The organism is Roseateles sp. P4_D2 (assembly GCF_056401875.1).
Genome location: NZ_JBFUIM010000008.1, coordinates 263,697 through 288,620 on the forward strand (window position 1 = coordinate 263,697; position 24,924 = coordinate 288,620).

At 67.3% G+C, this 24,924-nt stretch carries 22 protein-coding genes; 16 read left to right on the forward strand and 6 right to left on the reverse strand.

What is annotated here, in order from left to right; genetic code table 11:
• Nucleotides 1–90: 90 nt before the first annotated feature.
• On the reverse strand, nt 91–1,002 hold the full coding sequence (locus AC1DW0_RS16600; protein WP_056199247.1) for a flagellin N-terminal helical domain-containing protein: 912 nt from the start codon (nt 1,000–1,002) through the stop codon (nt 91–93).
• Nucleotides 1,003–1,523: 521 nt separating this feature from the next.
• Between AC1DW0_RS16600 and AC1DW0_RS16605 the strand changes: the two genes are divergently transcribed.
• The 9 genes from AC1DW0_RS16605 to AC1DW0_RS16645 all read left to right on the forward strand — a co-directional run bounded on the left by AC1DW0_RS16605 (nt 1,524) and on the right by AC1DW0_RS16645 (nt 7,705).
• Nucleotides 1,524–1,907, forward strand: a complete 384-nt coding sequence (locus tag AC1DW0_RS16605; RefSeq protein ID WP_457323263.1) for a tetratricopeptide repeat protein — start codon at nt 1,524–1,526, stop codon at nt 1,905–1,907.
• 223 nt (nt 1,908–2,130) lie between these two features.
• Nucleotides 2,131–2,451 carry a flagellar transcriptional regulator FlhD gene (gene flhD / locus AC1DW0_RS16610; protein WP_056199242.1) on the forward strand — a complete coding sequence of 107 codons (321 nt, stop codon included), beginning with the start codon at nt 2,131–2,133 and terminating at the stop codon, nt 2,449–2,451.
• A 52-nt stretch (nt 2,452–2,503) separates the two neighbouring features.
• Nucleotides 2,504–3,040: a flagellar transcriptional regulator FlhC gene (gene flhC, locus AC1DW0_RS16615; protein WP_056199239.1), complete on the forward strand. Its 537-nt coding sequence runs from the start codon at nt 2,504–2,506 to the stop codon at nt 3,038–3,040.
• 25 nt (nt 3,041–3,065) lie between these two features.
• The gene (locus AC1DW0_RS16620; protein ID WP_457444746.1) at nt 3,066–3,818 is read left to right on the forward strand and encodes a class I SAM-dependent methyltransferase; all 753 of its coding nucleotides are present in this window, start codon (nt 3,066–3,068) and stop codon (nt 3,816–3,818) included.
• A gap of 89 nt (nt 3,819–3,907) precedes the next feature.
• Nucleotides 3,908–4,765 (forward strand): flagellar motor stator protein MotA, encoded by an 858-nt coding sequence (gene motA / locus AC1DW0_RS16625; protein WP_457444744.1) that lies wholly within the window; start codon nt 3,908–3,910, stop codon nt 4,763–4,765.
• Nucleotides 4,766–4,892: 127 nt separating this feature from the next.
• On the forward strand, nt 4,893–5,867 hold the full coding sequence (gene motB / locus AC1DW0_RS16630) for a flagellar motor protein MotB (RefSeq protein WP_457323260.1): 975 nt from the start codon (nt 4,893–4,895) through the stop codon (nt 5,865–5,867).
• A 55-nt stretch (nt 5,868–5,922) separates the two neighbouring features.
• The gene (gene cheY, locus AC1DW0_RS16635; protein WP_056199225.1) at nt 5,923–6,315 is read left to right on the forward strand and encodes a chemotaxis response regulator CheY; all 393 of its coding nucleotides are present in this window, start codon (nt 5,923–5,925) and stop codon (nt 6,313–6,315) included.
• A gap of 27 nt (nt 6,316–6,342) precedes the next feature.
• On the forward strand, nt 6,343–6,972 hold the full coding sequence (locus AC1DW0_RS16640) for a protein phosphatase CheZ (protein ID WP_157255979.1): 630 nt from the start codon (nt 6,343–6,345) through the stop codon (nt 6,970–6,972).
• A 154-nt stretch (nt 6,973–7,126) separates the two neighbouring features.
• Entirely contained in the window at nt 7,127–7,705 is a 579-nt protein-coding gene (locus AC1DW0_RS16645; RefSeq protein WP_477946947.1) for a hypothetical protein, read from the forward strand.
• 36 nt (nt 7,706–7,741) lie between these two features.
• Here AC1DW0_RS16645 and AC1DW0_RS16650 read toward each other — a convergent pair whose 3' ends face one another.
• Nucleotides 7,742–8,494: a substrate-binding periplasmic protein gene (locus tag AC1DW0_RS16650; RefSeq protein ID WP_477946949.1), complete on the reverse strand. Its 753-nt coding sequence runs from the start codon at nt 8,492–8,494 to the stop codon at nt 7,742–7,744.
• 171 nt (nt 8,495–8,665) lie between these two features.
• On the opposite strand from AC1DW0_RS16650, the gene flhB reads away from it, so the two are divergent.
• The 6 genes from flhB to AC1DW0_RS16680 all read left to right on the forward strand — a co-directional run bounded on the left by flhB (nt 8,666) and on the right by AC1DW0_RS16680 (nt 16,680).
• Nucleotides 8,666–9,841 carry a flagellar biosynthesis protein FlhB gene (flhB, locus tag AC1DW0_RS16655; RefSeq protein ID WP_457354249.1) on the forward strand — a complete coding sequence of 392 codons (1,176 nt, stop codon included), beginning with the start codon at nt 8,666–8,668 and terminating at the stop codon, nt 9,839–9,841.
• Between the two features lie 95 nt (nt 9,842–9,936).
• On the forward strand, nt 9,937–12,027 hold the full coding sequence (gene flhA / locus AC1DW0_RS16660; protein WP_057295862.1) for a flagellar biosynthesis protein FlhA: 2,091 nt from the start codon (nt 9,937–9,939) through the stop codon (nt 12,025–12,027).
• Nucleotides 12,024–13,685 carry a flagellar biosynthesis protein FlhF gene (gene flhF, locus AC1DW0_RS16665; RefSeq protein ID WP_477946952.1) on the forward strand — a complete coding sequence of 554 codons (1,662 nt, stop codon included), beginning with the start codon at nt 12,024–12,026 and terminating at the stop codon, nt 13,683–13,685. The genes flhA and flhF overlap by 4 nt, the downstream gene beginning before the upstream one ends.
• An 8-nt stretch (nt 13,686–13,693) precedes the next feature.
• On the forward strand, nt 13,694–14,470 hold the full coding sequence (locus tag AC1DW0_RS16670) for a flagellar biosynthesis protein (RefSeq protein WP_200955297.1): 777 nt from the start codon (nt 13,694–13,696) through the stop codon (nt 14,468–14,470).
• Nucleotides 14,471–14,568: 98 nt separating this feature from the next.
• A complete protein-coding gene (locus AC1DW0_RS16675; RefSeq protein WP_056199199.1) occupies nt 14,569–15,282 on the forward strand; it encodes an RNA polymerase sigma factor FliA in 714 nt (237 codons plus the stop codon).
• Between the two features lie 51 nt (nt 15,283–15,333).
• Complete coding sequence (locus tag AC1DW0_RS16680; RefSeq protein ID WP_082532753.1) at nt 15,334–16,680, forward strand: methyl-accepting chemotaxis protein; 1,347 nt, start codon at nt 15,334–15,336, stop codon at nt 16,678–16,680.
• A gap of 7 nt (nt 16,681–16,687) precedes the next feature.
• Here AC1DW0_RS16680 and AC1DW0_RS16685 read toward each other — a convergent pair whose 3' ends face one another.
• The 4 genes from AC1DW0_RS16685 to AC1DW0_RS16700 form a co-directional block, all read right to left on the reverse strand.
• Nucleotides 16,688–18,730, reverse strand: a complete 2,043-nt coding sequence (locus AC1DW0_RS16685; protein ID WP_477946955.1) for an autotransporter — start codon at nt 18,728–18,730, stop codon at nt 16,688–16,690.
• Between the two features lie 163 nt (nt 18,731–18,893).
• Entirely contained in the window at nt 18,894–20,771 is a 1,878-nt protein-coding gene (locus AC1DW0_RS16690; RefSeq protein ID WP_457354242.1) for a GGDEF domain-containing protein, read from the reverse strand.
• Complete coding sequence (locus AC1DW0_RS16695) at nt 20,771–22,993, reverse strand: putative bifunctional diguanylate cyclase/phosphodiesterase (RefSeq protein ID WP_056199188.1); 2,223 nt, start codon at nt 22,991–22,993, stop codon at nt 20,771–20,773. Before AC1DW0_RS16695 ends, AC1DW0_RS16690 begins: the two co-directional genes overlap by 1 nt.
• A gap of 7 nt (nt 22,994–23,000) precedes the next feature.
• Nucleotides 23,001–23,369 carry an Hpt domain-containing protein gene (locus tag AC1DW0_RS16700; protein WP_056199185.1) on the reverse strand — a complete coding sequence of 123 codons (369 nt, stop codon included), beginning with the start codon at nt 23,367–23,369 and terminating at the stop codon, nt 23,001–23,003.
• Nucleotides 23,370–23,542: 173 nt separating this feature from the next.
• Between AC1DW0_RS16700 and AC1DW0_RS16705 the strand changes: the two genes are divergently transcribed.
• Nucleotides 23,543–24,880 carry a sensor histidine kinase gene (locus tag AC1DW0_RS16705; protein WP_157281726.1) on the forward strand — a complete coding sequence of 446 codons (1,338 nt, stop codon included), beginning with the start codon at nt 23,543–23,545 and terminating at the stop codon, nt 24,878–24,880.
• The last annotated feature ends 44 nt before the right edge of the window (nt 24,881–24,924 follow it).

The window sequence follows — 24,924 nt, forward strand, 5'->3', positions numbered from 1 at the left end:
GGTGCTTGAGCTGGCGGGCTTTGCCCTCGGGGGTCGACGACGACGGCTGTCGCGTCGGAGCTCAGGGCCAGCGTCGAGGCTGGCCCAGGATCATCGAAGAAGCGACAGCACTTGCTGCGGTTGCTGGTTGGCTTGGGCAATCATGGCCGTACCCGCCTGCTGCAGGATCTGCGCGCGGCTCAGGTTGGCGGTTTCCATGGCGTAGTCGGCATCCATGATGCGGCTGCGGGCGGCGGACTGGTTTTCGACCGCGGTGCCCAGGCTTTCGATCACGGCGTCGAAGCGGTTCTGGGCGGCGCCGAAGGTCGAACGGGCCACGTTGACCTGGGCGATGGCCTGGTCGATCTTGGCGATCGAATCCAGGGCGCCCTTGGTGCCGGTGCCGGTGTAGGCATCGAAGGTCGCGCCGGTGCCGGCCGCGCCCACGTTCGAGATGTCGGTGTTGGTCGTGTTGGCCACTTCAGCCAGGGCGCCGTCGTTCTTGCCGACTGCCGTGGTGGTGCCCAGCATGTTCTGGCCGCTGATGGTGATGGTGTCGTTGGCCGTCGCGTTGGCACCGACCTGGAAGTTGAACGACGTCGTGTTGGTCAGCACCGCCTGGCCGTTGAAGGTCGTGTTGGTGCTCAGGCGGGTGATTTCGCTCTGCAACTGCGTGAACTCGTTGTTCAGCGCGGTGCGGTCGTCGGTGTTGTTGGTACCGTTGGCGGACTGCACGGCCAGTTCACGCATGCGCTGCAGCATGTCGTTGACTTTGCCCAGGGCGCCTTCAGCCGTCTGCGACAGCGAAATACCGTCGTTGGCGTTACGGATGGCGACATTCATCCCCTTGACCTGGGAATTCATGCGTTCCGCGATGGCCAGGCCGGCGGCGTCGTCACGTGCGGAGTTCACCCGCAGGCCGGACGACAGACGTTGCATGGAGGTGGCCAGCGAGCTTTGTGCGGAGCTGGCATTGCGCTGCGCGTTGAGCGACAGCAGGTTGGTATTGATAACTGCGGGCATGATGCGCTTCCTTTTAGCTAGAGATGACCCGGCAAAGCGCCGGCGAAGACCCGAGTGCCCGGGTGAGGCACCCGTGCTGCCCACGCAGACTCGCCTTACTAACTAATAGGCAAGCCCTTGTGGCTACGCCCGACGCCAGTCAACCGTTGAAGCTCGTCCGCCGCCTGAGCTTTGGACATCGCCTCGGCTTTCCAGCCGGACCACGGAACCGTTGCCGGCGCCGTTGCAATGGCTATCGGACGGGCCGACACGTTTCTTGAGTCGCTTTTGTCAAGGGGCGTGATCTTTTGAACAGAGGCATCTGCAAAGCCTTGTTCATCGGATCAGCCGGATGAAGATTTTTTGGCCCGCTCGGGCCTGCCTTTTCGTTGGATCGGTCGTCTGAGGCCTGCCTAAAGTCCGCTCCATCCCGGCCGAACCCGCACGCCGGACTGGAGCCTGCGATGCCCGCCTTGTCCGCCTCGACCCGTCAAAAAGCTGTTCACCTTCCCACCGCCGCTGCGCCGTTGGAGGAACCCCTGATGCTGCTGGCCCGCGCCCGCAATGCTGCCTTTGCCGAGGCCGCCCGGGGCAACCTGGGCCAGGGCCTGGGCATCCTGCAGGACGCCCTGGCTGACGAGCCCATGAGCCACGAGCTGCTGGCCGACATGGGTGCGCTGCTGCTCGTGGCCGGCCGCCACGACCAGGCCGCTGCCAGCGCCGAGCGCGCGCTGAAGATCCAGCCCGATCACGGCCCCAGCCTCTACACCCTGGGCTTTGCGCTGTCCGGCCGCGGTGAGAAGAAGCGGGCCATCGAGGTGCTGACTGCGCTGCAGTCCGGCCCCGGCGCTGACAGCCTGCGCGCCGAGTCGCCAGAACTGATGCCGGTCGCCATGATGGAATTGCACCGCTTGCAGCGCGACTGACGCGACAAATTTCACACCTTCAAGGCCCCGGCCAGCGCGAGCTGCCGGGGCCTTGGTTTTTGGGCGCCGGCAAGCCCGACGCGGCTGTAGGAATTTGGCTGACAAGGGCTTCCAGAAAAGGTGACGTGGCGCACCGACGCAGCCTGATATCGCGAAAGAAGAGGGGTCAACACAATCCGTTTCACTGATCCGCAACACCCCATCACCTCTGACGGAAGCCGCCATGAACACCGACCAAATGCTCGCCGAGATCCGTGAAGCCAACCTGTCCTACCTGATGCTGGCCCAGAGCCTGATCCGCGCCGACCGCGAACAGGCCCTGTACCGCCTGGGCATCAGCGAGGACACGGCCACGCTGATTGGCACGCTGAGCCCGGCGCAGATCATGAAGATCGCTTCCGGCAACACGCTGCTGTGCGCCTTCCGCATGAGCGACGACCTGGTGTGGGGCCTGCTGACCAACCACAGCAAGCCCGGCGCGAACGAGAGCGTCAGCCGCCTGCACGCCTCCATCCTGATCGCCGGCCGCCACGAGCACGCCTGACATCACGCCCCCTTCGCTGCCAATTCAGTCACAGATTCCGGAGCCCACCACCATGCGCGTCAAGAGCATCCTCACCGAAGCCAAGCAGATCGACCGTGCCGTTCAGCTGATCCACCTCGGTGCCCGCCTGCAGGTGCTGGAGTCGGAAACCGATCTGTCCTACGAGCGTCTGCTGCGCCTCTATAAGGAAGTGAGCGGCAAGTCGCCGTCCAAGGGCCAGTTGCCCTTCTCGACCGACTGGTTCATGACCTGGCAGCCCAACATCCACGCCAGCCTCTTCCTGAACATCCACGAGTACCTGAACAAGGCCGCGGAGATGGACGAGATCGACACCGTCATCAAGGCCTACCAGCTCTACCAGGAGCAGACGACGGCCCAGGGCCTGGAAGCCATGCTGTCGGTCACGCGCGCCTGGCGCCTGGTCAAGTTCGTCGACAACGGCATGCTGACCCTGACCAAGTGCGCCAAGTGCAATGGCCAGTTCGTCACCCACCCGCACGAGATCGCCCGCCATTTCGTCTGCGGCCTGTGCAACCCGCCCGCACGCGCTGGCAAGGGCCGCGCGCAGGGTTCCATCCAGATGCACTAACTCACACTCCGCTACCCTCTCGGGTATGTGGATTGCTCGCTGGCCGCTGCCCGCTCTGCTGAGCTGGCTGGCGGCCTGGTTCATTTATGCGGCCGCGCTTTTTGCCGGCCTGTCACCCGGCCCGGCCTTGGCGCTGGGTGCAGCCGTCGCCGCAGCCTTGGGTTGGCTGAATGGCGAGCGCTGGCGCCGCCTCATCGTCGCCCTGGGCTTCCCGGCCTCCGTGCTGGCCCTGGGCTGGCAGGGCGGCGCGTCTGGCCTGCTGTGGCTGGCGCCGCTGGTGCTGCTGTGGTGGCTCTACCCGCGCCGCAGCTGGTCCGAGGCGCCCCTGTTCCCGACCCCCCGCGGCGCGCTGGCCCGTTTGCCGGCACTGGCGCCCCTGTCGCCGGGTGCGCGCGTGCTGGACGCCGGCTGCGGTGTCGGCGATGGCCTGCGTGAATTGCTGCACGTCTACCCACAAGCCCGCGTCGAGGGCGTCGAATGGAGCCGGCCCCTGGCCTTGCTGGCGCGCTGGCGCGTGCGCGGCGCCATGGTGCGCCAGGGCGACCTGTGGGCCGACGACTGGGCGCCGTTCGCCCTGGTCTATGTCTTCCAGCGGCCCGAGTCCATGCCTCGTGTCTGGGCGAAGGCCTGCGCCGAGCAGGCGCCGGGATCCTGGCTGGTCAGCCTGGACTTTGCCGTGCCCGATGTGGTGCCCGTGGCCAGCTGGCAGCTGCCGGGTGGGCAACCCGTATGGTTGTATGCAACTGTAGGGAAAGCCGTCTCAAAGGGGCCCAATTGAAAGTACTGCCGCAACTGACGCGCGGCATACTTGCTCAAGCCCCCCGGCTCCGGGCCGATATGGCCTGAACACCCCAAACTCAACCGCGCATGTTCGTCATCATCGGCTGGGCCATTTCCATGGTCTGCATCTTCGGCGTGTTCATCGCTCACGGCGGGAACATCGGCGTCATCCTGCACGCCTTGCCCTTCGAGATGATCACCATCTTCGGCGCGGCCATCGGCGCCTTCCTGGCCAACAACCAGATGAAGGTCGTCAAGGCGACGGCCGCCGGCTTGGGGCTTTGCTTCAAGGGCAGCAAATACAGCAAGGCCCGCTACATGGAGCTGCTGGCGCTGATGTACGACATCCTGCAGAAGGCGCGCAAGGAAGGCCTGATGTCCATTGAAAAGGACGTCGAGGACCCGCACAACAGCCCGCTGTTCCAGAAGTACGCGACGGTGGGCAACGACCACCATGTCACCGAATTCATCACCGACTACCTGCGCATGATGGTGTCAGGCAACCTGAACGCCCATGAGATCGAGTCGCTGATGGACAGCGAGATCGAGACCCACCACCAGGAGGAGCACGCCGCCGTGGCCGCGCTGCAGCGCCTGGCGGGCGGCCTGCCGGCCTTTGGCATCGTGGCCGCCGTGCTGGGCGTCGTGAACACCATGGGCTCGGTCGGCCAGCCGCCGGCGGTGCTGGGCGGCATGATCGGCTCGGCGCTGGTCGGCACATTCCTCGGCATCCTGCTGGCCTACGGCTTCGCCGAGCCGCTGGCCGGCCTGCTGGAACAAAAGGTCGAGGACGGCGGCAAGGAATTCCAGTGCATCAAGACGACGCTGCTGGCCAGCATGCAGGGCTATGCGCCCCAGGTGGCCATCGAATTCGGCCGCAAGGTGCTGTTCTCGGGTGACCGGCCGTCGTTCACGGAACTCGAAGGCCACGTCAAGAAGAAATGACCCCCCCCCGAAGCGCCTTCGGCGCTCCCCCCCAGGGGGGCGCACCCAGTGGCCTGGCAAAGCCAGTTCCACGGCTGCCGCTTGAGGGCGGCGGCGCTTCGCGCGCCGGAAACACGGAGACCGTCTGATGGCTGGCGACGCGAAAAAACTCCAGCCCATCATCATCAAGAAGGTGAAGAAGGGCGGCCATGCGGTGCATGGCGGTGCGTGGAAGATCGCGTATGCCGACTTCGTCACGGCCATGATGGCGTTCTTCCTGCTGATGTGGCTGCTCGGCTCCACGACCGAGGGCGACAAGAAGGGCATTGCCGACTTCTTCCAGTCGCCCCTGAAGGTGGCGATGCTGGGCGGCTCGGGCTCGGGGGACTCCTCCAGCGTCATCCGCGGCGGCGGCAAGGACCTCACGCGCGAGACCGGCCAGGTCAAGGAAGGCGAGAGCGCCGCCAAGCGGGCCAGCTACACCTTGCGTGCGCTGAAGGAAGAACAGCGCAAGGCCGAGAAGGCGCGGCTGGAGCAGCTCAAGACCAAGGTCGAGGAAGTGCTGGCCGAGAACCCCAAGCTCGCCGCTTTAGGCGGTCAGATCCGCCTGGACATGACCAAGGAAGGCCTGCGCATCCAGATCGTCGACGAGGGCAACCGGCCGATGTTCGACAGTGGCAGTGCCGTCGTGAAGCCCTATATGCGTGAACTGCTGCGCGAGCTCGGCAGCGTGCTGACCGAGGTGCCCAACCGCCTGACGGTGGAGGGGCACACCGACGCCCAGGCCTTCCCCGGCGGCGACAAGGGCTACAGCAACTGGGAGCTGTCGGCCGACCGCGCCAATGCCTCGCGCCGCGAGCTCGTCGCGGGCGGCCTGTCGGAGGCGCGCATGCTGCGCGTGCAAGGCCTGGCCGCCAGCAAGCTGCTCGACGCCAAGGACCCCAACGGCGCGCTGAACCGGCGCATCAGCATCATCGTCATGAACCGCGACGCCGAGGACGCCGTGCTGAAGAACGTGCCCGACGAGCCCGAAGCCGACGCAGCGCCCGCGCAGACCGGGTCCACGCAAGTGCCGCAGAACGGAAAAATGCCGCAAACTCAATCGTCGGCGCCGGCTCGCTAGAAACTAGACTGCGTGCTGACCCTGAAATACCGCCTGCACCCGAGAGAGGATCGCCATGAGCACTGATATGAAATTCCTGGTCGTCGACGACTTCTCCACCATGCGCCGCATCGTGCGCGGCCTGCTCAAGGAGATTGGCTACAACAACTGCGAAGAGGCCGAGGACGGCGTCGAGGCGTTGAACATGCTCAAGGGCGCCAAGTTTGATTTCGTCGTCAGCGACATCAACATGCCCAACATGACGGGCTTCGAGTTGCTGAAGGCCATCAAGGAAGACCCCAACCTCAAGCACCTGCCCGTGCTGATGGTCACCGCCGAGGCGCGCAAGGAAGACATCGTGCTGGCCGCCCAGTCGGGTGCTGCGGGCTACATCGTCAAGCCTTTCACCAAGGCGACGCTGGAAGAAAAAGTCCTCAAGATCATGCAGAAGCTGGCCGCCGCGGCCTGACAACACCAAAAGGGGACTGTCATGTCGATGGATCAACTGGAGCAGTTGGGCAAGGCCCAAGAGCCGCTGCTCGTCTCGCCCGAAGTCTTTCAGCAACTTGGCACCATCACGCGCACGCTGCACGACACCATGCAGCGCCTGGGCGTCATGCCCAAGCTGCAGGTGGCCACCGACGGCCTGCCCGATGCGCGCAGCCGCCTGAGCTACATCGCGGAGAAGACCGCCGCCGCCGCCGAAAAGGTGCTGAACTCCGTCGACCAGGCCAAGGGCGAGCACGCCGGCATCAGCCGGGCGACCAAGGAATTGGCTGCTGCCATCGTTGCCGATCCGGTGCGCGCCGTTGCCAGTGGTGCCGTGATGAACTTCGTCAAGGATGTCGAGAACCGCACCGCGAGCATTGACGGTCATCTGACGGACATCATGCTGGCCCAGGACTTCCATGACCTGACCGGCCAGGTGGTGGCCAAGGTCGTGAAGCTGGCCAACGACCTGGAAGACAGCCTCGTCAAGCTGCTGGTGCAGGTCGTGCCGCCCGAGCAGCGCGAGAAGGTCGACCCGACCATCCTGCAGGGCCCGGTCGTCAACGCCGAGGGTCGTACCGACGTCGTCACGAACCAGGGCGAGGTCGACGATCTGCTGGCCAGTCTCGGCTTCTGAAGCGCTTCGCGCGCCCCGCATCAAGCCCGCCATTCGGCGGGCTTTTTCTTGTCCCGAAATGGGTGATGCCGCTCGCTGGGTGGGCGGCAGGCTTCTGCTACAAACGCCGCCGCGCCCGCAGACGGGCGGGCATCAACAACATCAGGGAAGTCAAATGATCCGAATCAAACAGGGGGCTGTCGCCCTGGCGGCCGCCATGCTGGCCGTCGCATCACCGCTGGCCCAGGCTCAATCCAGTGCGCCGGACTCGCGCATCGGTTGGTACGGCGACGTTGCCGTCGGTGGCACCCACTATGAGTCCGAACCCGGCTTCCTCCTCTGCCGCTGCCGCAAAGGCAGTGCCACCTCCCTCAAGGTCGGCGCCGGCTACCGCTTCGGCGTCTCCGCCGTCGAGGCTTGGTACGTGGACTTCGGCAAGGCAAATTTCAGCGCCGACTTCTACGGCCCGGCCACCTCGGCACATTTCCGTGCTGCCGTACTGGGCGGCGCCTGGGCCGTGCGGTGGGGGCAGCATGTCGAGGCCACCTGGCGCGCCGGCGCCGCCTTCGTCAATGCTTCTGCCGGCGGCAGCACCAAGCATGACGTGCGGCCCACGCTGGGCTTTTCCATCGGCTGGCGCACCACCGAAACCGCGACGCTGGAATTGAGCTGGGACTATCTTCGCGCCAGCGATGCCAGTGGCGCCCGTACCGACGCCGTGCCCATCACGCTGGGGTTCCGCCAGCGCTTCTGAACGCGCCATGGCCGCCCGGCTTTTCTCTTTGGCGCCTCAGTCGGCCTGCGCTTCGGGCGGCAGCTCGCGGATGGCCTGATTGAGCTTGTCCAGCGTCTGTGGTTTGACTTGCAGGGAGCAGGCCAGGTAGCGAAGTTCCCCGCGCGGCATGTCGGCGAACTCGATGCGCACCAGGGGCAGGGGGGCGAATTCGGGGTCCTTGCGCAGCCAGTTCAGGTCTTCCTCGTCGATCAGCATGTAGTCGGCGCGGCGGACTCCCACCATGCGCGCCAGCTGCAGTGGCGCCAGCTGGGCGCGCAAGGGCGGCTTGGCTGCCGTGGCGAGGAACTGGTCCAGCTGCGGGCCGTAAGACACACCATCCAGAACGCCGGGTTGCAGCGAAGCATCGGCAAAAAGCTGGGCGACGCGCGGGATGGCGCGGATCTGTGCCGCGACGCTGGCATGGGCCAGCACGACATGCGGCCGGTCGCGGTGGATGGGCAGGGAGAAGCGGGCAAAGGCCTCGCGCTCGGGGTTCTTGTACAGGCCCGGTGAACACAGCGCCGTCAGGTTGGCCTGCAGATTCTGAAGCGTGCGGCGGATCGGCACCTCGGCATAACGGGCCTCGATGCCGGCGCGCTTGAGCAGCTTGGCGGTGCGCTCCATCAGGAAGCCGGCCGGCTTGCCGTCCACCGTGTAGCTGTAGGGCGGCTTGTCGCGGTACTCGATGGCCAACGGTTCCGCCTGGGCCAGGGCTGCGCCGGCGCAGGACGCGGCCAACAGCGTGAGCAGGCGGGCAGAGCGGGGCACGGCCCGAGATTAGCGTGAGCCGCGCCGGCCTCGCCACCCTGGCGGCGGCAATCCTGCACACCTGGTCCGGCGCGCTGCGGCCCGGCTGGGATTAGCCGGGCATCCACCCTGCTTTTCTCGCTCAAGTTTCAGCGGCTGCCTCGAACAATTCGGTTCAGCTGCAGCACCACCATGGCCGACCACGACGCACAGGATCGCAACTTACCCGCCTCGCCCAAGAAGATCGAAAGATCCCGGGCCGAGGGCCAGTTGCCGCGCTCGCGCGACCTGCCGCATTTCGCCATGATGGTCGCTGGCGGCGCCGTGCTGTCGGTGGGCGCGCCGCAGATTGTCGAGAAGCTGCGCCAGATGCTGATCAACGGCCTGCACTTCGATGCGCGCCTGCTGGCCCAAAAGGGGTTCATGGGTGAGCGGCTGGTCGAGATGACGCTGGCCTTCGCCGCCGTCATGGGACCGATCGCCGCCGTGCTGGTGATCGTTGGCATCGCCAGCAACCTGGCCAGCGGCGGCTGGAACTGGACGATGAAGCCGCTCGCGCCCAAGTTCAGCCATCTCAACCCCCTCGCCGGCCTGGGCCGCTTGTTCACCGGCCAGGGGTTCGGCTCGGCCCTGAAGGCCGTGCTGCTGGCCCTGGTGCTGGGCATCGTCGGCGCCATGGTGCTGAAGGACCGTCTGGCGGCCTATGTCGGCATCATGTCCGTGCCGTTGCCGTCCGCCCTGGCCTATGCGGGCCAGCAACTGATGGGGGGCCTGGGCCTGCTGGCCGTCGCGCTGGCGGTGTTTGCCGCCATCGACGTGCCGCTGCAACGCCAGCTCTGGCTGCGCCGCATGCGCATGAGCCGCGAAGAGGTCAAGCAGGAAATGAAGGAGGTTGAAGGCAACCTCGAGATCAAGGCCAAGATGCGCGCCATCATGCGCGACATGGCCAAGCGCCGCATGCTGGCCGCCGTGCCGCAGGCCGACCTGGTGGTCATGAACCCGACCCACTACGCCGTCGCGCTGAAGTACGAGGAAGGCAAGATGGCCGCGCCCAAGGTCATCGCCAAGGGCGCCGACCTGCTGGCCATGAAGATCCGCGACCTGGCCAAGGAGAGCAAGGTGCCGGTGCTGCAGCAGCCGGTGCTGGCCCGCGCCCTCTACGCCCATGCCAAGGTCGACCACGAGATCCCCGCCGCGCTGTTCGGCGCCGTGGCCCAGGTGCTGGCCTACGTTTACCAGCTGCGCGCCGCCCTGGCCTCGCGCAACATGGCCCGCCCGGATGTGCCGCATCCGCATGTGCCGCCGGAGCTCGACCCGCACAACAAGCCGGGCTGGGCACCCGAGCCCGAGGAAGACTTCACGGAGTGAGCGCTGCGGGGAGAACAGCCCGGCTTTCCCGCCGTTTCTCCGGCTCAAGTTTTCCGGGCCGCCGCGAAGAATGCAGGTGAGACCAGACCTGCCGCATGAACCAGCTCACCGCCAAACTCCAAGCCCTGCTCGGCCCGCGCGCAGGCATCATCGCCGCGCTCGGCGCGCCCATCGCGGTGCTGCTCGTGCTGTCCATGATGGTGCTGCCGCTGCCGCCCTTCGCGCTGGACCTGCTGTTCACCTTCAACATCGCGATGGCCGTGATGGTCATGATGGTCGCCGCCCACATGGTGCGGCCGCTGGACTTCGCGGCCTTCCCGACCGTGCTGCTGCTGACCACGCTGATGCGGCTGTCGCTGAACGTCGCCTCCACGCGCGTGGTGCTGCTGGAAGGCCACACCGGCACGGGCGCCGCCGGCAAGGTCATCGAATCGTTCGGCCACTTCCTGATCGGCGGCAATTTCGCGGTCGGCCTGATCGTCTTCGCCATCCTGGTGGTCATCAACTTCATCGTCGTGACCAAGGGCGCTGAGCGCATCGCCGAAGTTGGTGCGCGCTTCACGCTGGACGCAATGCCCGGCAAGCAGATGGCCGTGGACGCCGACCTGAACGCCGGCCTCATCAACGAAGCGGAGGCCAAGCGCCGCCGCGTGGAACTCTCCGACGAGGCCGACTTCTTCGGTTCCATGGACGGTGCCAGCAAGTTCGTGCGTGGCGACGCGGTCGCCGGCATGCTGATCCTGGCCATCAACATCGTCGGCGGCTTCATCATTGGCGTGGCCCAGCATGGCCTGTCCGCCGGCCAGGCCGCCGACAGCTACATCCTGCTGGCCGTCGGTGACGCGCTGGTGGCCCAGGTGCCGGCCCTGCTGATCTCGGTCGCGGCTGCCATGGTGGTGTCGCGCGTCGGCACGGACAAGGACATCGGCAGCCAGATCGGCAAGCAGGTGTTCGGCTCGGCCAAGTCGCTGGCCATCACGGCTGGCGTCATCGCTGCGCTGGGGCTGATCCCGGGCATGCCCCACGTCGTCTTCCTGCTGATCGCCGCCGGCCTGGGCTACCTGGCCTACTGGCTGCGCAGCAAGGAGCAGGCACTGGAGGCCGCCAAGGCCGTCAAGCCCATCATGCCCAGCAGCGAAGGCGCCGGCGAAGCGAGCTGGGAAGACCTGGTGCCGGTCGACACCCTGGGCCTGGAGGTCGGCTACCGCCTCATCACCCTGGTCGACAAGAGCAAGGAAGGCGACCTGCTGAGCCGCATCAAGGGCGTGCGCCGCAAGTTCGCGCAGGAAGTCGGCTTCCTGCCGCCGCCGGTGCACATCCGTGACAACCTGGAGCTGCGCCCCAGCCAGTACCGCATCTCGCTGCGCGGCGCCGTTGTCGGGGAGGCCGAGGCCTTCCCCGGCATGTGGCTGGCCATCAACCCCGGCCATGCGACGCAAAAGCTCATCGGCACGCCGACGACCGACCCCGCCTTCGGCCTGCCGGCCGTGTGGATCGAGGAGCGGCAAAAGGAGATGGCCCAAATGAGCGGCTTTACGGTCGTTGATTGCTCGACCGTGGTGGCCACCCATCTTTCACACTTGATGCAAGTGCACGCGGCCAAGTTGTTGGGCCGCGTGGAGACACAAGCCCTGGTGGAACACCTCACCAAGCAGGCGCCGCAATTGATCGAAGACGTGATTCCCAAGATGGTCAGCATCGCCACACTGCAACGCGTTCTCCAGCTGCTGCTGGAGGAGGGCGTGCACGTCCGCGACATGCGCTCCATCGTCGAATGCCTGGCCGAGCATGCCGCCGCCGTCACCGATCCGGTCGAGCTGGCTCGCCGCATCCGTACCCATATCGCGCCGGCCATCGTGCAGCAGATCTACGGCTCCACCAAGGAGCTGGACGTCATCGCGCTGGAGCCCGAGCTGGAGCGCCTCGTCACCCAGGCCCTCAATTCGCCGCACGGCGCAGCACTCGACCCGGGCGTGGCCGACACGCTGGCGCGCAGCGCCGCCGAGAACGCCCAGAAGCAGGAAGACCGCGGCGTGCCCGCCACGTTGCTGGTCCCCGACCTGATCCGCGCGCCCATGGCGCGCCTGCTCAGGCGCGCCGCGCCCCGCCTCAAGGTGCTCGGCCACAGCGAGATTCCTGAGACCCACACCATCCGCATCGGCTCCATCATCGGAGGCACAGCATGAACGTCCGCAAATTCACCGCTCGCACATCCCGCGAGGCGCTCGCGCTCGTCAAGCAGGCGTTCGGCGCCGACGCCGTCGTGCTGTCCAACAAGACCGTGCCAGAAGGCGTCGAGGTGCTGGCGATGGCGCCGGAAGGCATGGGGCAGATCGAGCAGATGGCCCACAGTGCGCCGCGCAGCCAGGTCCGCCCGCAGGTTCCGCCGCCCACCGTGCAACCGCAGGCGCCTGCCGCCCGTGCCAATTTCGCCGACCGCTCCCGCATGGAGCCCAGCTTCGGCAGCCCCGAGGTGAGTGGCGACGTCGAGCAACTCGCCATGAGCACGCTGAGCTTCCAGGACTATGTGCGCGAGCGCGTGCTGCGCCGCCGCCAGGCCGAGATGACGGGCCAGCCCGATCCCATCGCAACGGCACCGCGGATCGCCCCGCCGCCGACCCAGCCGGCGGCTACCTCCCTGGACGCCGCCCGCCAGCAGCGCGAGCGCCGCGCCGCCGAGGCCATTGCCGCGCTGGCACCCAAGCGCGCCGCTGCACCGGTTCAATCTCAGCCTCAGCCTAAACCTCGCCCGGCGCCGCCCGTGCTGCGCGACGAGATCCGCATCCCGTCAGCCAGTTCGCAACGCGCGGTGCCGCAGCTCAGCGACATCGGTGCCGTGGAGCCCATGCCGCTGCCCGGCCAGCCCAATGCCAGCCAGCGCAACCAGATGGACATGGCTTCCGAGCTGCGCCAGATGCGTGGCCTGATCGAAGAACGTTTTTCGTCGCTGGCCTTCATGGAAAAGCTGCAGCGCCAGCCCGTGCAGGCGCGTCTGACGCAAAAGCTGCTGGAACTGGGCTTCAGCCCGGCCCTGGTTCGCAAGCTGGCCGAGAGCTGCCCGTCCGAGTTCAAGCCCGGCTCGCCCGCCGACCCGGCCGACGAGACCGCCTGGGCCGCCCATGTGCTGTCACGCAACCTGCATACCGATGAGGCCGCCCCGGCCATCGAGGACCGCGGCGGCGTGTTCGCGCTGATCGGCTCCACCGGCGTCGGCAAGACGACGACGACCGCCAAGCTGGCTGCCCACTTCGCCACCAAGTTCGGTGCCAGCCAGCTCGGCCTCATCACACTGGACGCCTACCGCATTGGCGCCCACGAGCAGCTGCGCGCCTACGGCCGCATCCTCGGCGTGCCCGTGCACACCGCCCACGACCGCGCCTCGCTCGATGACCTGCTCGACCTGCTGTCCAGCAAGAAGCTGGTGCTCATCGACACCGCCGGCATGGCCCAGCGCGACAGCCGCACCCAGGAGCTGCTGGAGATGCTGGCCCACCCCAGCATCAAGAAGCTGCTCGTCATCAACGCAGCCCAGCAGGGTGAAACCATTGAAGACGTCGTCAACGCCTGGAAGGGCGCGGCCTGCGAAGGCGTCGTGCTCAGCAAGATCGACGAAGCCGTCAAGCTCGCTCCGGCCCTGGACACCCTGATCCGCCACAAGCTCAAGGTGCTGGGCGTGGCCAATGGCCAGCGCGTGCCGGAAGACTGGCACCGCCTGCCCAGCGTCGGCCTGGTGCAGCGTGCCCTGAAGGGCGCCGCCTCTGGTGCCTGGCGCATGGACAACACCGACGTCAATCTCATCTTTGCCGGTGCGCCGCTGACCGAAGGCATGAGGGCAGTCCACTGATGTCCATCATGCAAGACCAAGCCCACGGCCTGCGGCGGCTGTTCGCCGCTTCCAAGACCCGCTTCGTGCCGGTTGTCAGCAATCCGCGCGTCATGGGGGCCGGCGTGCTGCTGGAAGGCCTGTGCGCGGCCTTTGCCGAGCTGAACCTGAACACCCTGGTCGTCGACGCCGGTGAACACTCGGCCAAGCCCTCGGAGCTGGCCAGCGTCGATCTGTCCAACTGCATCGAGCGCCTGTCGCCCAAGGTGTCCTACCTTGCCGCGCGCGGGCTGCCGCTGCGCCACATCAATGCCCATGGTTCGGCCGCCTCCTTCCTGGAGGCCGTGGCCGACGCCGCACCCGACGCCGACGTCATCCTGCTGCACGCGCCGGCGGCCGAACTCGCCCGCATCGTGGCCCTGCGAGAGGTGCGCCCGCTGTTGCTGGCTGATACCGAGCCCGCCAGCGTCACGGAAGCCTACGCGGGCATGAAATGGCTCACACAACGAGCGGGGCTGATGGTCTACAGTCTGCTGATGGCCTGCCACCCTCAACTGCGCGTGGCCACCCGCATCGCGCAACAGCTTCATTCCTGCGCCGACGGCTTCCTCGGCGCGGTGCTGCGCGATTGGGCCTGCCTGGACCCAAGAGCCTCCCAGCACGCACCACTCACGCCTGAACTGCGCCATCTCGCCCGCGAGCTGCTGCTTGCAGCTCCCCCGGGAGCGGCCGTTGACGCCGCCTCCGACGCGACTCCGCTGCGCCCGGCGCGCAAGGCGTCTTCCCCGTTCATCGCTGCGCATTGATCTCGCCGGAGACCAAACATGATGCCCCCACGCTCACTGCGTTCGCTGCCCCCCGCGGGGGCGCTTCAGCCCCTTCGGGCGGCCGTGCGGAGCTGACCATGTACACACCCAAAGGCCGCCTCGACAACAGCACGCTGATCAAGCAGTACAGCCCGCTGGTCCGACGCCTGGCGCACCAGATGATTGCCAAGCTGCCGGCCAATGTGGAGGTGGATGACCTGATCCAGGTCGGGCTGATCGGCCTGACCGATGCGCTGTCGCGCTTCGACGCCGAGCAGGGCGTGCAGTTCGAGACCTTCGCCACCCAGCGCATCCGCGGCGCCATGCTCGACGAGTTGCGCGGCGGCGACTGGATGAGCCGCGGCACGCGCCGCCAGCAGCGTGAGATCGAAGTCGCGGTGCACAAGGTCGAGCAGCGCCTGGGCCGCGCGCCGCGCGAGGACGAGATCGCCGCCGAGATGGGCCTGCCGCTGGCCGAATACCAGGAGCTGCTTGGCAAGGTGCGAGGCACCCAACTGGTCTATCTGGAAGACATGTCGGGCGCCGACGGTGACAACGACTACCTCGACCGCCATGTGGCCGACGAGGGTGCCAACCCCGTCGCCCAGCTGCAGGACCACCGCATGCGCGAGGCGCTGGTTGCGGCCATCAAGAACCTGCCCGAACGCGAGCAGTTCGTCATGAGCATGTACTACGAGCACGACATGAATCTCAAGGAGATTGCGGCCGTGCTCAAGGTCACGGAGTCCCGCGTGTGCCAGTTGCACAGTCAGTCGATTGCAAGGTTGCGCGTTAAGCTGCGTGACTGGTAATTTACGGGGCCACTTCTTGCCGAGCCCCGGCCAATAAGCGGGGACAAATGCATGTTCAAGTGGCCCAAGGGCGGAGGTTCTTCCCCCGCCATCACTCGGGACGAGCCCGTCCGGCGAGATGACAGTGCGGCGTTGAATGTCGTCAAGCGGCTGGCCCGCTCGATTTCCACGGTCGGCAAGGATGCCGCGGAAGTGCGCGGTGCCCTGGAAGATACCCAGCGCATCGTCCAGGCACAGAGCCAGGCCATGCAGGCCCTGGCTCAGCAGCTCAACCAGATCGGGCAGGCGCAGACCGCCATCACCACCGCCACCGCCCAGAGCGCTGCCGCCGTGCAGCGGGCCCGCGGCGCGCTCGGCGTCGTCGGTGGCGAGGTCGTTGGCATGGCGTCCACGCTGGCCCAGGTGTCGGGCGCCGCGGCCGAGATCACCAAGATTTCCCTGCAAACCCGCCTGGTCGCCTTCAACGCCGCCGTCGAAGCCAAGCATGCGGGCGATGCCGGGCGCGGTTTCGCTGTCGTCGCCGAGGCGGTCAAAGCCCTGGCCGGCCAGGTCGAGGCCTCATCCAAGGCCATCGTCAGCGCCATCGCCAGCCTGCAGGAGCGCATCGATCGCTTCAGCGCCGAGCTGACCGAGAACCCGGCCAAGCCCAGCCAGATCCACGCCGCCTTCCACGAGGTCGAGCAGGACGTGCAGCGCATCTCCGCGTCGGCCGGCGAGAGCAGCCAGCAGATGAGCCTGCTCAACGAACGCGCCCATGAGCTGGAGCGCGAGGTGTCCCAGGCCTCGCACGGCCTCAAGGTGGCCTTCGACGGCAGCGACCGCTTCCTGCGCATGTCCGAGGAGCTCGTCGAGCAGATCGCCGAGAGCGGCGTCGAGGTCGACGACATGCCCTTCATCCGTACTGCGCAGCAGGCCGCCGCCGAGATCGGTGCCCTGCTCGAAGAGGCGCTGCGCGGTGGCCAGATCAGCCAGGCCGATCTGTTCGACGACAAATATCGCCCGATCGAAGGCACGGCGCCGCAGCAGCACACGACGCGCTTCTGCCAGCTGACGGATCGCCTCTTCCCCACCGTGCAGGAGAAGATGCTGGCGTTCAGCGACAAGGTGGTGTTCTGCATCGCGGCCGACCGCAACGGCTATATCGCGACGCACAACCGCAAGTACTGCCAGCCGCAGCGCCCGGGCGACACGGTCTGGAACACGGCCAACAGCCGCTACCGCCGCATCTTCAACGACCGCACGGGCCTGGCCTCGGCACGCAACACGCGGCCCTTCCTGCTGCAGACCTATCGGCGCGACATGGGCGGTGGCCGCTTCGTCATCCTGAAGGAGGCCGCGGCGCCCATCATCGTCGCCGGCAAGCACTGGGGCGGACTCCGCCTGGCTTTCAATTTCTGATCGGGAGCTACTGCACGGTGACGAAGAAGCTCGTGGCATCCTGCCCGGGCGCCACGGTCGCCCCATTACTGCTGATCGAGCTGAACGCACCGCTGAGGCCACCGGTGGCCTGGATCAGCACGAGCTTCTGCCCCCGGGCGTAGCTGCCGCTGAAGTTCAGCACCAGGCTGCCACCGAGCATGGCAGGCCCGGCAACGCTGACATGGTCGTGGGTGACGCCAGGTGCGGTGCCGGCGATAGAGAGCGTGAGCTGGCCGGTCGCGCCCTGCCGGAAGCTACCCCCCAGCGCCAATTCATGTTGGCCGCTGGCCAGCCCCAGGGCCGCGTTGTTGACGACGTCGCCCGTGCCCATCGCATTGGCGCTGCCGGCCCAGGTGGTGCCCCCATTGAACAGCGTGGCACCTCTGTAGCTGTTGTTCTGCAGCGTGAGCGCAGCAGCGCCGTTGTGAGCGAGGCTGCCGCTGCCGCTGATGTTGGACAGCGTGATCGCGGTCGTGGTGTTCTGGACGATGAGCTGGCCGTCGTTGACGATGGCATTGCTCGCCACGCCATTGGGCGACTCGGCCGTCAGCAGGCTGGCGTCACCGCTGTAGGTGGCCTGCAGGAAGGTCGATTTGCCCTTGCTCGCATTGACGGTGATGTAGTTCAGCGGCACGGGCGTTCCTGTGCCCAGGCGCAGGATGGCGTTGGCGCCGATGGTCGTGGTGCCGTTGTAGTTCTGCGGTTGGGCGAAGGTCACGTCGTTGCCCGGCGTCGGCATGACCTTGACGTTGCCCGTACCGACCGCGCCATCCCGGTGCGGGCCGCCCCCGCCGCCGGTGATGCCCACGTGCAGAGTCACCGGTCCGTTGTAGTTGAAGGCCAGCGTGCCGCTGCGCAGGTTGATGTAGGCGTTCTTCTTGCCAAGCGTCGGGTAGGGGTCGGCCGGCGACGGCGCCGACGGCAGAAAGAAGTTGGCGTGTGTGCCGTCGCCCCATTGGACGACGCCGGCGCCGCGCTCGATGTTGATGCCGCGGTAGCTGCCGTCGTTGCCGTTGACGTCGTTCGCGCCGCCGCGGTAGATGACCTTGGCGAAGTTCAAGCTGAGGTCGCTCAGGCCCGGGTTGACCAGGTTGGGATGGTTGTGCGGGCTGTTGTCGGTGTGGCTGTAGACGCCCGACATGACGATGGTCGACGGGCCGATGGCGTGGAAGTTGATGTCGTTCCCGTAGGCCGCTTCATAGATGTTCTGCGTCACCGTGACGACGCTGCCTGGCGGGCTCCAGACCAGCCATGAGCCTTCGTTGAGGACCGCCTTGGCATTGGCCAGCGATGCAGCGACATGGTTGCTGCCGAAATCCTGCCCGACGGTAAGAGCGAGCACACCCGAGTAGGTATTGACGCCACCCGATGAGTTGCCGCCCCAGACGTCCGGGGCCTGGACGATGCTGCCGCTGCCACTGATCTGGCCCAGCAGCACGAACTGCGCACTGCTGAGGATGATCGTGCCGTTGTTCAGGATGTTGTTGAGGTTGATCTCCCGGTTGATCAGGCTCGCCTCATTCTTGCTGTCGGACGTCGCGATGATGTTGGGCGAGCTGTCGGCACTGGTGTTGGTGCCGATCTGGAGCGTGGCGCCGGGATCGATGGTCAGCACCGGCGGGTTCAAGCCGGTGCGGGTCAGCGCGTAGCCTGCGCCGGGATAGATTGTCTTTTTGATGACCTGGACTTGCTGGGCCGTCGGTAGCGTGAACGTGCTGGTGCGCGTGATGGTCAGCGTGCCCGTGCCGGCGGCGGGCATGAGGCGCAGCGTGCCCTGCCCGCTGATGACGCCGGAATAAGTCGTCGTGCCCGCGGGCAGCTTGATGACGGCGCTACCGTCCAGCGTGATGTCACGATTGGCGAGAACGTCCGCTGTGATATCCCTGGTGGCCTGGACCGCCAGGGCGGAGGCGTCCGGTGTCGCGCTCGTGCTGGTGGCGTCTCCACCGCCGCCACAGGCCGTCGTGATGACGGCGCAGCCGGCCAATAAAATTCCGCGCCGGCTGGCGCCAGTAAAGGTCGAACGCAAGGAGGCTCCTGCTGGATGATCTGCGAGCGCCGGTTGCCGCGCCCGCGCGCATCATGCCGGCGAGCCCGCTCCCGGCCGGAGTGCCAATTGCAACTTTCCGTTCACCCCAGGGGAACCGCGTCAAAGTTGGCGTGCAGCCTGCTTTGGGACGCGCCCGTGCAAATCACTCCGCGATACACGCCCGGTTCTTGCCGGTGTGCTTGGCCTCGTACAGGGCCACGTCGGCGCGGTCCAGCGCGGCTTCCAGCGTCTCGCCGGGGCGGTAGAGCGTGACGCCGGCCGAGAAGGTCACGAAGACGTCCTTGCCCTCGTGGTTGAACAGCGCACTGGACAACGAGCGCTGCAGCCGCACGAGCACCTGCTGGGCCTCGTCCAGCGGCGTGTTGGGCAGCATCAGCACGAACTCTTCGCCACCATAGCGCGCCACCATGTCGCCAGGGCGCAGCGAGGCCTGGGTGCGCTCGGCCAGCGACTTCAGCGCGATGTCGCCGGCGTGGTGGCCGAGGCTGTCGTTGAGCTTCTTGAAGTTGTCGATGTCCAGCAAAGCCAGGGCCACGCGAGTTGATTCCCGCTCGGCCTTGGCCTGCTCGATGCCGAAGGCCTGGATGAGGCCGCGGCGGTTGGCCACTTGCGTGAGCTGGTCGGTGTGGACTTCGTTGGACAGGCGGCGCAGCTCGCCCTCCAGCTCGTCGACGCGCTGGTTCAGCGCGGCCGCGCGGTCGTGCTCGAGGGTCAGGCGCGCTTGAGTCTGGGACACCAGGCTCTGCACGCTGCGGCTCTCCTCGACCATCTCGCGCACGGTGCCGGTCAGGCTTTCCAGCGAATCGGCCTGCTCGATGGCCTCGGCATAGCGGCCGACGCTGGTCTGGAAGCGGTCGGTGTGTTGGCCCAGCTCGCCGAGTTCGGCCAGCATGCGCTGGATGAGGCCCTTCAATGAGTCTCGCGCCTTGGAGCGTTCCTCGCGCAGCGCGCGCTGGCGCTCGCGTGTGCCCGACAGCAGTTCGGACACGGTGCGCACGCCGCGGCCCGACAGGCCTTGGGCGAGTGCGTTGCTCATCGCCTCGGCCTGGCCTCGGGCCCAGGAATCGTCCTCGGCCAGATCGACGAGACTGCCGCTCAGCTCGCGGCACAGGCCGCCGAGTTCATCAAAGAGATGGCGGCGGTGGTCCAGCAGATGCCGGGCGCGCAGGCACAGCGCGGCCATCTGCGTGGCGCGGTCGGGGCTGGCGCCATGGGACTTCAATTCGGCCTGGGCGGCGTCGAGCTCGCGCATCAAGGCGTCGGCAGGCGTCGCCTCGGTCTGCGGCGAGCGCAGCGCATGGCGCACCGTGCCGTTCAGTTCGCTGCTGACGTCGGCCCAGTGGGGGCTGGTGTCAACAACCGGCGGCGGCGTGTCGCGCAGGCCGGTGCGGCTGAGTTCACCAAAGCCGGTGCTCTCGCGAAAACGGGACGTTTCGCCAAAGCCCGTCTCGGCAAATGTGCTCTCGGAGAAGAACTGGCTGGGCGTGCCGCCGTCCTCATCCGTCTCCACGCCGCTGCCGTCGCCGTCCTTGTCCCAGCTTGCCACCAGTTGGCCCAGGCGCTTGACGAGCTTGCCGCTGTCGTTGCGGCCCAGCTCCAGCACGCGGCTGATGCCGTCCTTCTTGCGCGCCAGCGTCCAGTGCTTGCCGCCGCGCTCCAGGCCGCGCAACAGGCGCTCGATGGCCTGGGCCAGGGCCTCGGCCTGAGCGGCGGGGCCGGCCACGTCGAGCAGCTTGTCGACCTGGCGTTGCAGTTCGTCGAGCTTTTGTTCACGCAAGGCGGTCTGCAGCTCCTGGCGCGTGCTGCCCGAGGGCAGGGCCAGGCTGATCAGCTTGGACATCAGCTGCTGGAGGCGCTCGGAGACGGCGCTGGTGGCGCCACTGGCGGCCTGCGCCGGCTCGCCACCGCTTTCGATGGCGTAGGCGCGGGCGTAGTTCTCGGGTGTGGGTTCCAGCCTGGCCTGGGCGAGGCGCTGCAGCGCGGCCTTGGCCAGTTGGGCCGGAGGCAGTTGCGAACGCATCAACGTTGCCCGCGAGACGTCACGTCGTTGTTGCCGTCGGCCTGCGTGATCCAGGGCGCCTTGCGTGGCAGCACGGTCTGGGCGATCCAGCGCTCCAGCTCATCGGGCGGCAGCGCCTTGCTGAACAGGAAGCCCTGCATCAGCGAGCAGCCCAGGCGGTGCAGCACCTCCATCTGGCGCAGCGTCTCGACGCCCTCGGCAATGACGCGCAAGCCCAGGGCCCGCGCCAACGCAATGATGGCCGTGACGACGGCCGAGCTTTGCGGCGTGATGCCGAGGTCGCGCACGAAGGTGCGGTCGATCTTCACTTCCGAGATCGGCAGCGTCGTCAGGTAGGCGAGGGACGAATAGCCGGTGCCGAAGTCGTCGATGGAGATCTCCACACCCACTTCGTTCAGGCGATGCAGGGACGGGATGACGTTCTGCAAGTCCTTCATCAGGTTGTTCTCGGTGATCTCGAGCTGGATCGACCGGTGCGGCACGCCATAGGCGCTGACGCATTGGTGGATGTGCTCGACGAGATCGGTACGCTCGAACAGCCGGCTGGGCAGGTTGACGGCGATGGAGTCGCTGAAGCCGAACTGCAGCGACCACAGCTTGGCCTGGCGGGCCGCCTCCTTCAGCGCCCATTCGGACAACGGCACGATGAGGCCAGTCTCTTCGGCCAGCGGGATGAAATCGGCCGGCGGCACCAGCACATTGCCACGCTGCCAGCGCATCAGCGCCTCGGCGCCCACCATGCGGGCGGCGCGCACGTCGATCTTGGGCTGGTAGTGCAGCACGATCTCGTTGCGCTCCAGCGCCTTGTGCAGGGCGCTTTCCAGTTCCAGCTTCTGCTTGCCGTGGCCGGCCAGCTGCGGTGAATAGACGGCCGAGGCATTGCGGCCCTGGCTCTTGACCGCGTACATGGCCACGTCGGAATTGCGCAGCAGGTCGGCCATGGTCTGGCCGTCGCGCGGGTACAGCGCAATGCCGACGCTGGCCGTGACGAAGCATTCCTGGCCGCCGACGAAGATGGGCTCGCGCAGGGCGTCCAGCACGCGCTGGGCGACCCGTTCGGCATCACGTTCGTCGGCCACCTCGGGCAGCAGGGCGACAAACTCGTCACCGCCCAGGCGGCCCACGGCCTCCAGGCCGCGGTGGCTGCGGTTGCCCAGGCCGTCGAGCACGCCTTCCAGGATCTGGTCGGAATGGCGCACGCAGCTGCGCAGGCGACGGCCGACCTCGACGAGGAGCTCGTCGCCAGCGGCGTGACCCAGGGTGTCGTTGATGACCTTGAAGCGGTCCAGGTCGATCAGCAGCAGGCCGACCTCATGGCCGCCGCGGCGGGCGCTCTCGATCGCGCGCTCGACGCGATAGATCAGCTGGCGGCGGTTCGGCAGGCCGGTCAGCGCGTCGAAGTGGGCCAGCTGGCGGATGCGGTCCTCGGCCTGGCGGCGGTCGGTCACGTCCTGCAGGATGCCGGTGTAGCCGTTGACGCCGCCCTGCTCATTGAACTCGGGCTCGGCCTCGATATGGACGACGCGCTGGCGGCCGTCGGGCAGGGTCAGTGGCAGGTCGGTGACCAGCACCGAGGTGTGGGCGATGACGTCGCGCAGCAGGCGCAGGAAGACATGGCGGTCGTCCGCCGGCACCATGCGCATGACGCCGATGAAGTCCAGCCGGTCCTGTGGGCCGCGGCCGAAGACGCGCAGGCCCTCGGCGGAGATGGCGAAGCTGGCGGCTGTGTCGCGCCACCATTCGAAGCTGCCCATGCGGGCCAGATCCTGGGCGCGCGCCAGCTTGGCCTTGCTGCGCTCCAGCTCAAGCCGGGTGCGCGAGCTGCGCAGCAGATAGCGCAGCCGGCCGTCGAGCAGGCTCCATTGCGGCGACTTGACGAAGAAGTCGGTCGCGCCGGCCTGGTAGGCGCGGTTGATGGAGGCTTCATCGTCCAGGCCGGTCAGCATCAGCACGGGCAGGGATTCGAAGCCGGGTGTGGCGCGCAGCAGCGAGCAGGTTTCGAAGCCGTCGAGCTCGGGCATCAGCGCGTCCAGCACGACGACGTCGGGCGTGCGCGTGGACAGCAGGCCCAGGGCCTCGCTGCCACTGGGCGCTTCGGTGACTTCAAAGCCGCGCTCGCGCAGCGCGGCGGCGGTCAACAGCAGATTGACCTCGTCATCGTCCACCAGCAGCACGCGCGGGCGCGGCGGGAGGTCGTCGAGGGCTTGACCGGTAGGCAGCATGCTTCTCTTAGAGCAGCGCGGCCAACGCCGCGCGTACCTGTTGGATGTCTTGGAGCATAGCGTCCAACTGCTCGGAAAGGCCGTCCACGCGGCCATCGCGCACCATGGTTTCGATGTCGGCGCAGCGCGCAGACAGTGCCATGGCGCCCAGGCTCGCCGACGAGGATTTCAGCGTGTGGCTGACATGGCGCACGACGGCGAGGTCAGGTGTGGCGCCTTCACGGGCGCGGGCGAGGTCGGGCAGCAAACGGTCCAGTGAGTTGGAGAACGCCGCCACGACGCGTTCCAGCAGCTTGTTGCCGCCGCTCGGGTCGAGTTCCCGCAGGCGACGAATCGCCTCGGGATCGAGCAGGGCTGCGGGCTGTGAGGCGGTCATGGACTGGTCTGCGGGTCAGGGACTCGGCACGCCTAAATGTATCTCGGGTGGGAGGGGGGCCAAACGCGAAGGAATGCACACTTTCGGCCGGCTGCGCTGTGGTTATTGACATCGGGCGACGCCGGGCATGCCCAGGCCCTGTTGCTGGGGAAGCGCTGCCTACAATGAAGCGCATGAACAGCCTCAGCGACGACAGCGCGCTCATCTCGCGCCGCCAGGAGCGACGACTGCCGATGCGGCTGCTGATGCTGACCCTGGCCACGGTCTCCATCTTGATGCTGGTACTGGGCGGCCTGGTGGTGCTGGCGTTGATGCGGGTCTGGGGCGGCGAGGTTGGCCTCGTGCATGCGGCCCTGGTGCTGACGGCATTCTTCACCGGCGTCCTGCTGCTGGTTGCGGCTGCGTTGGGCTGGCATGCCGGCGTGCGGCTGACGCGCCAGCGCCTGGCCGAGCCCCTGCGCGAAGTGCGCCAGCAGCTGCTGATGCAGGCCCAGCTGCAGCGTGACTGGCAATGGGCCACCGATGCCGAGCACCGCCTGGTGCGCTGGCAGGCGCCGCAGGGCGCGCCGTCATCGAGCTGGGTGGGTGCGGGCGCCAGCACCCAGCAGCTGTGGGAGCGCTTCGAGGTTGCCGAGCCGGCCGCCCAATTGCGCGAGCGCCTCGGTGCCCACCAGCCCTTTGTCGACTTGCAGCTCGCCGCTGCCGATGGCAGCACCGCCTGGCGGCTGCGCGGCCTGCCCTGTATCGACTCGCACGGCCATTTCGCTGGTTACCTGGGCACGGCCCGCCCCGACGAGCCCGCCGAGGCGACGCCAGCGCCACAGCCGGCGCATGCCGCCGACCTGGCCGCCGAACACGAGTCCTTCAGCTACACGGTCTCCCACGATCTGCGTGCGCCGCTGCGCGTCGTCGAGGGCTTTGCGCGCATCCTCAAGGAAGACTACGGCGCGCGGCTGGATCGCGTCGGCAATGACCACCTCGACCGCGTCATGAGCGCTGCCGCGCGCATGAACAGCATGATCGACGCGCTGCTGTCGCTCTCCCAGCTGTCGACGCGGCCACTGGCGTGCCAGCCTGTCAACCTGTCGCAACAGGCCGGCTATGTGATGGAAGAGATCAAGCGCGGGGCGCCGCAGCGCGAGCTGGTGCTGGACATCGAACCGGGCCTGACGGTGCAGGGCGACCCGACGCTGCTGCGCATGGTGCTGGAGAACCTGCTGGGCAACGCCTGGAAGTACAGCGGCAAGGTCGAGTGCACGCAGATCGGCTTTGGCAGCGTGCAGCAGGGCGGGCGGCGCGTCTTCGTCGTGTCGGACAACGGCGCCGGCTTCGACATGCGCTTTGCCGAGCGCCTGTTCGGCGTCTTCCAGCGCCTGCACAGCGCCAGCGACTTCCAGGGCACCGGTGTCGGCCTGGCCCTGGTGCGGCGCATCGTTCGCCGCCATGGTGGTGACATCTGGGCCGAATCCGCCGTGGGCGAGGGCTCGCGTTTTTATTTCACTTTGGGCTGACGCCCATTGCTTTGCGGGCCGAGCGCCGGGCCGCTCCCTAGCCG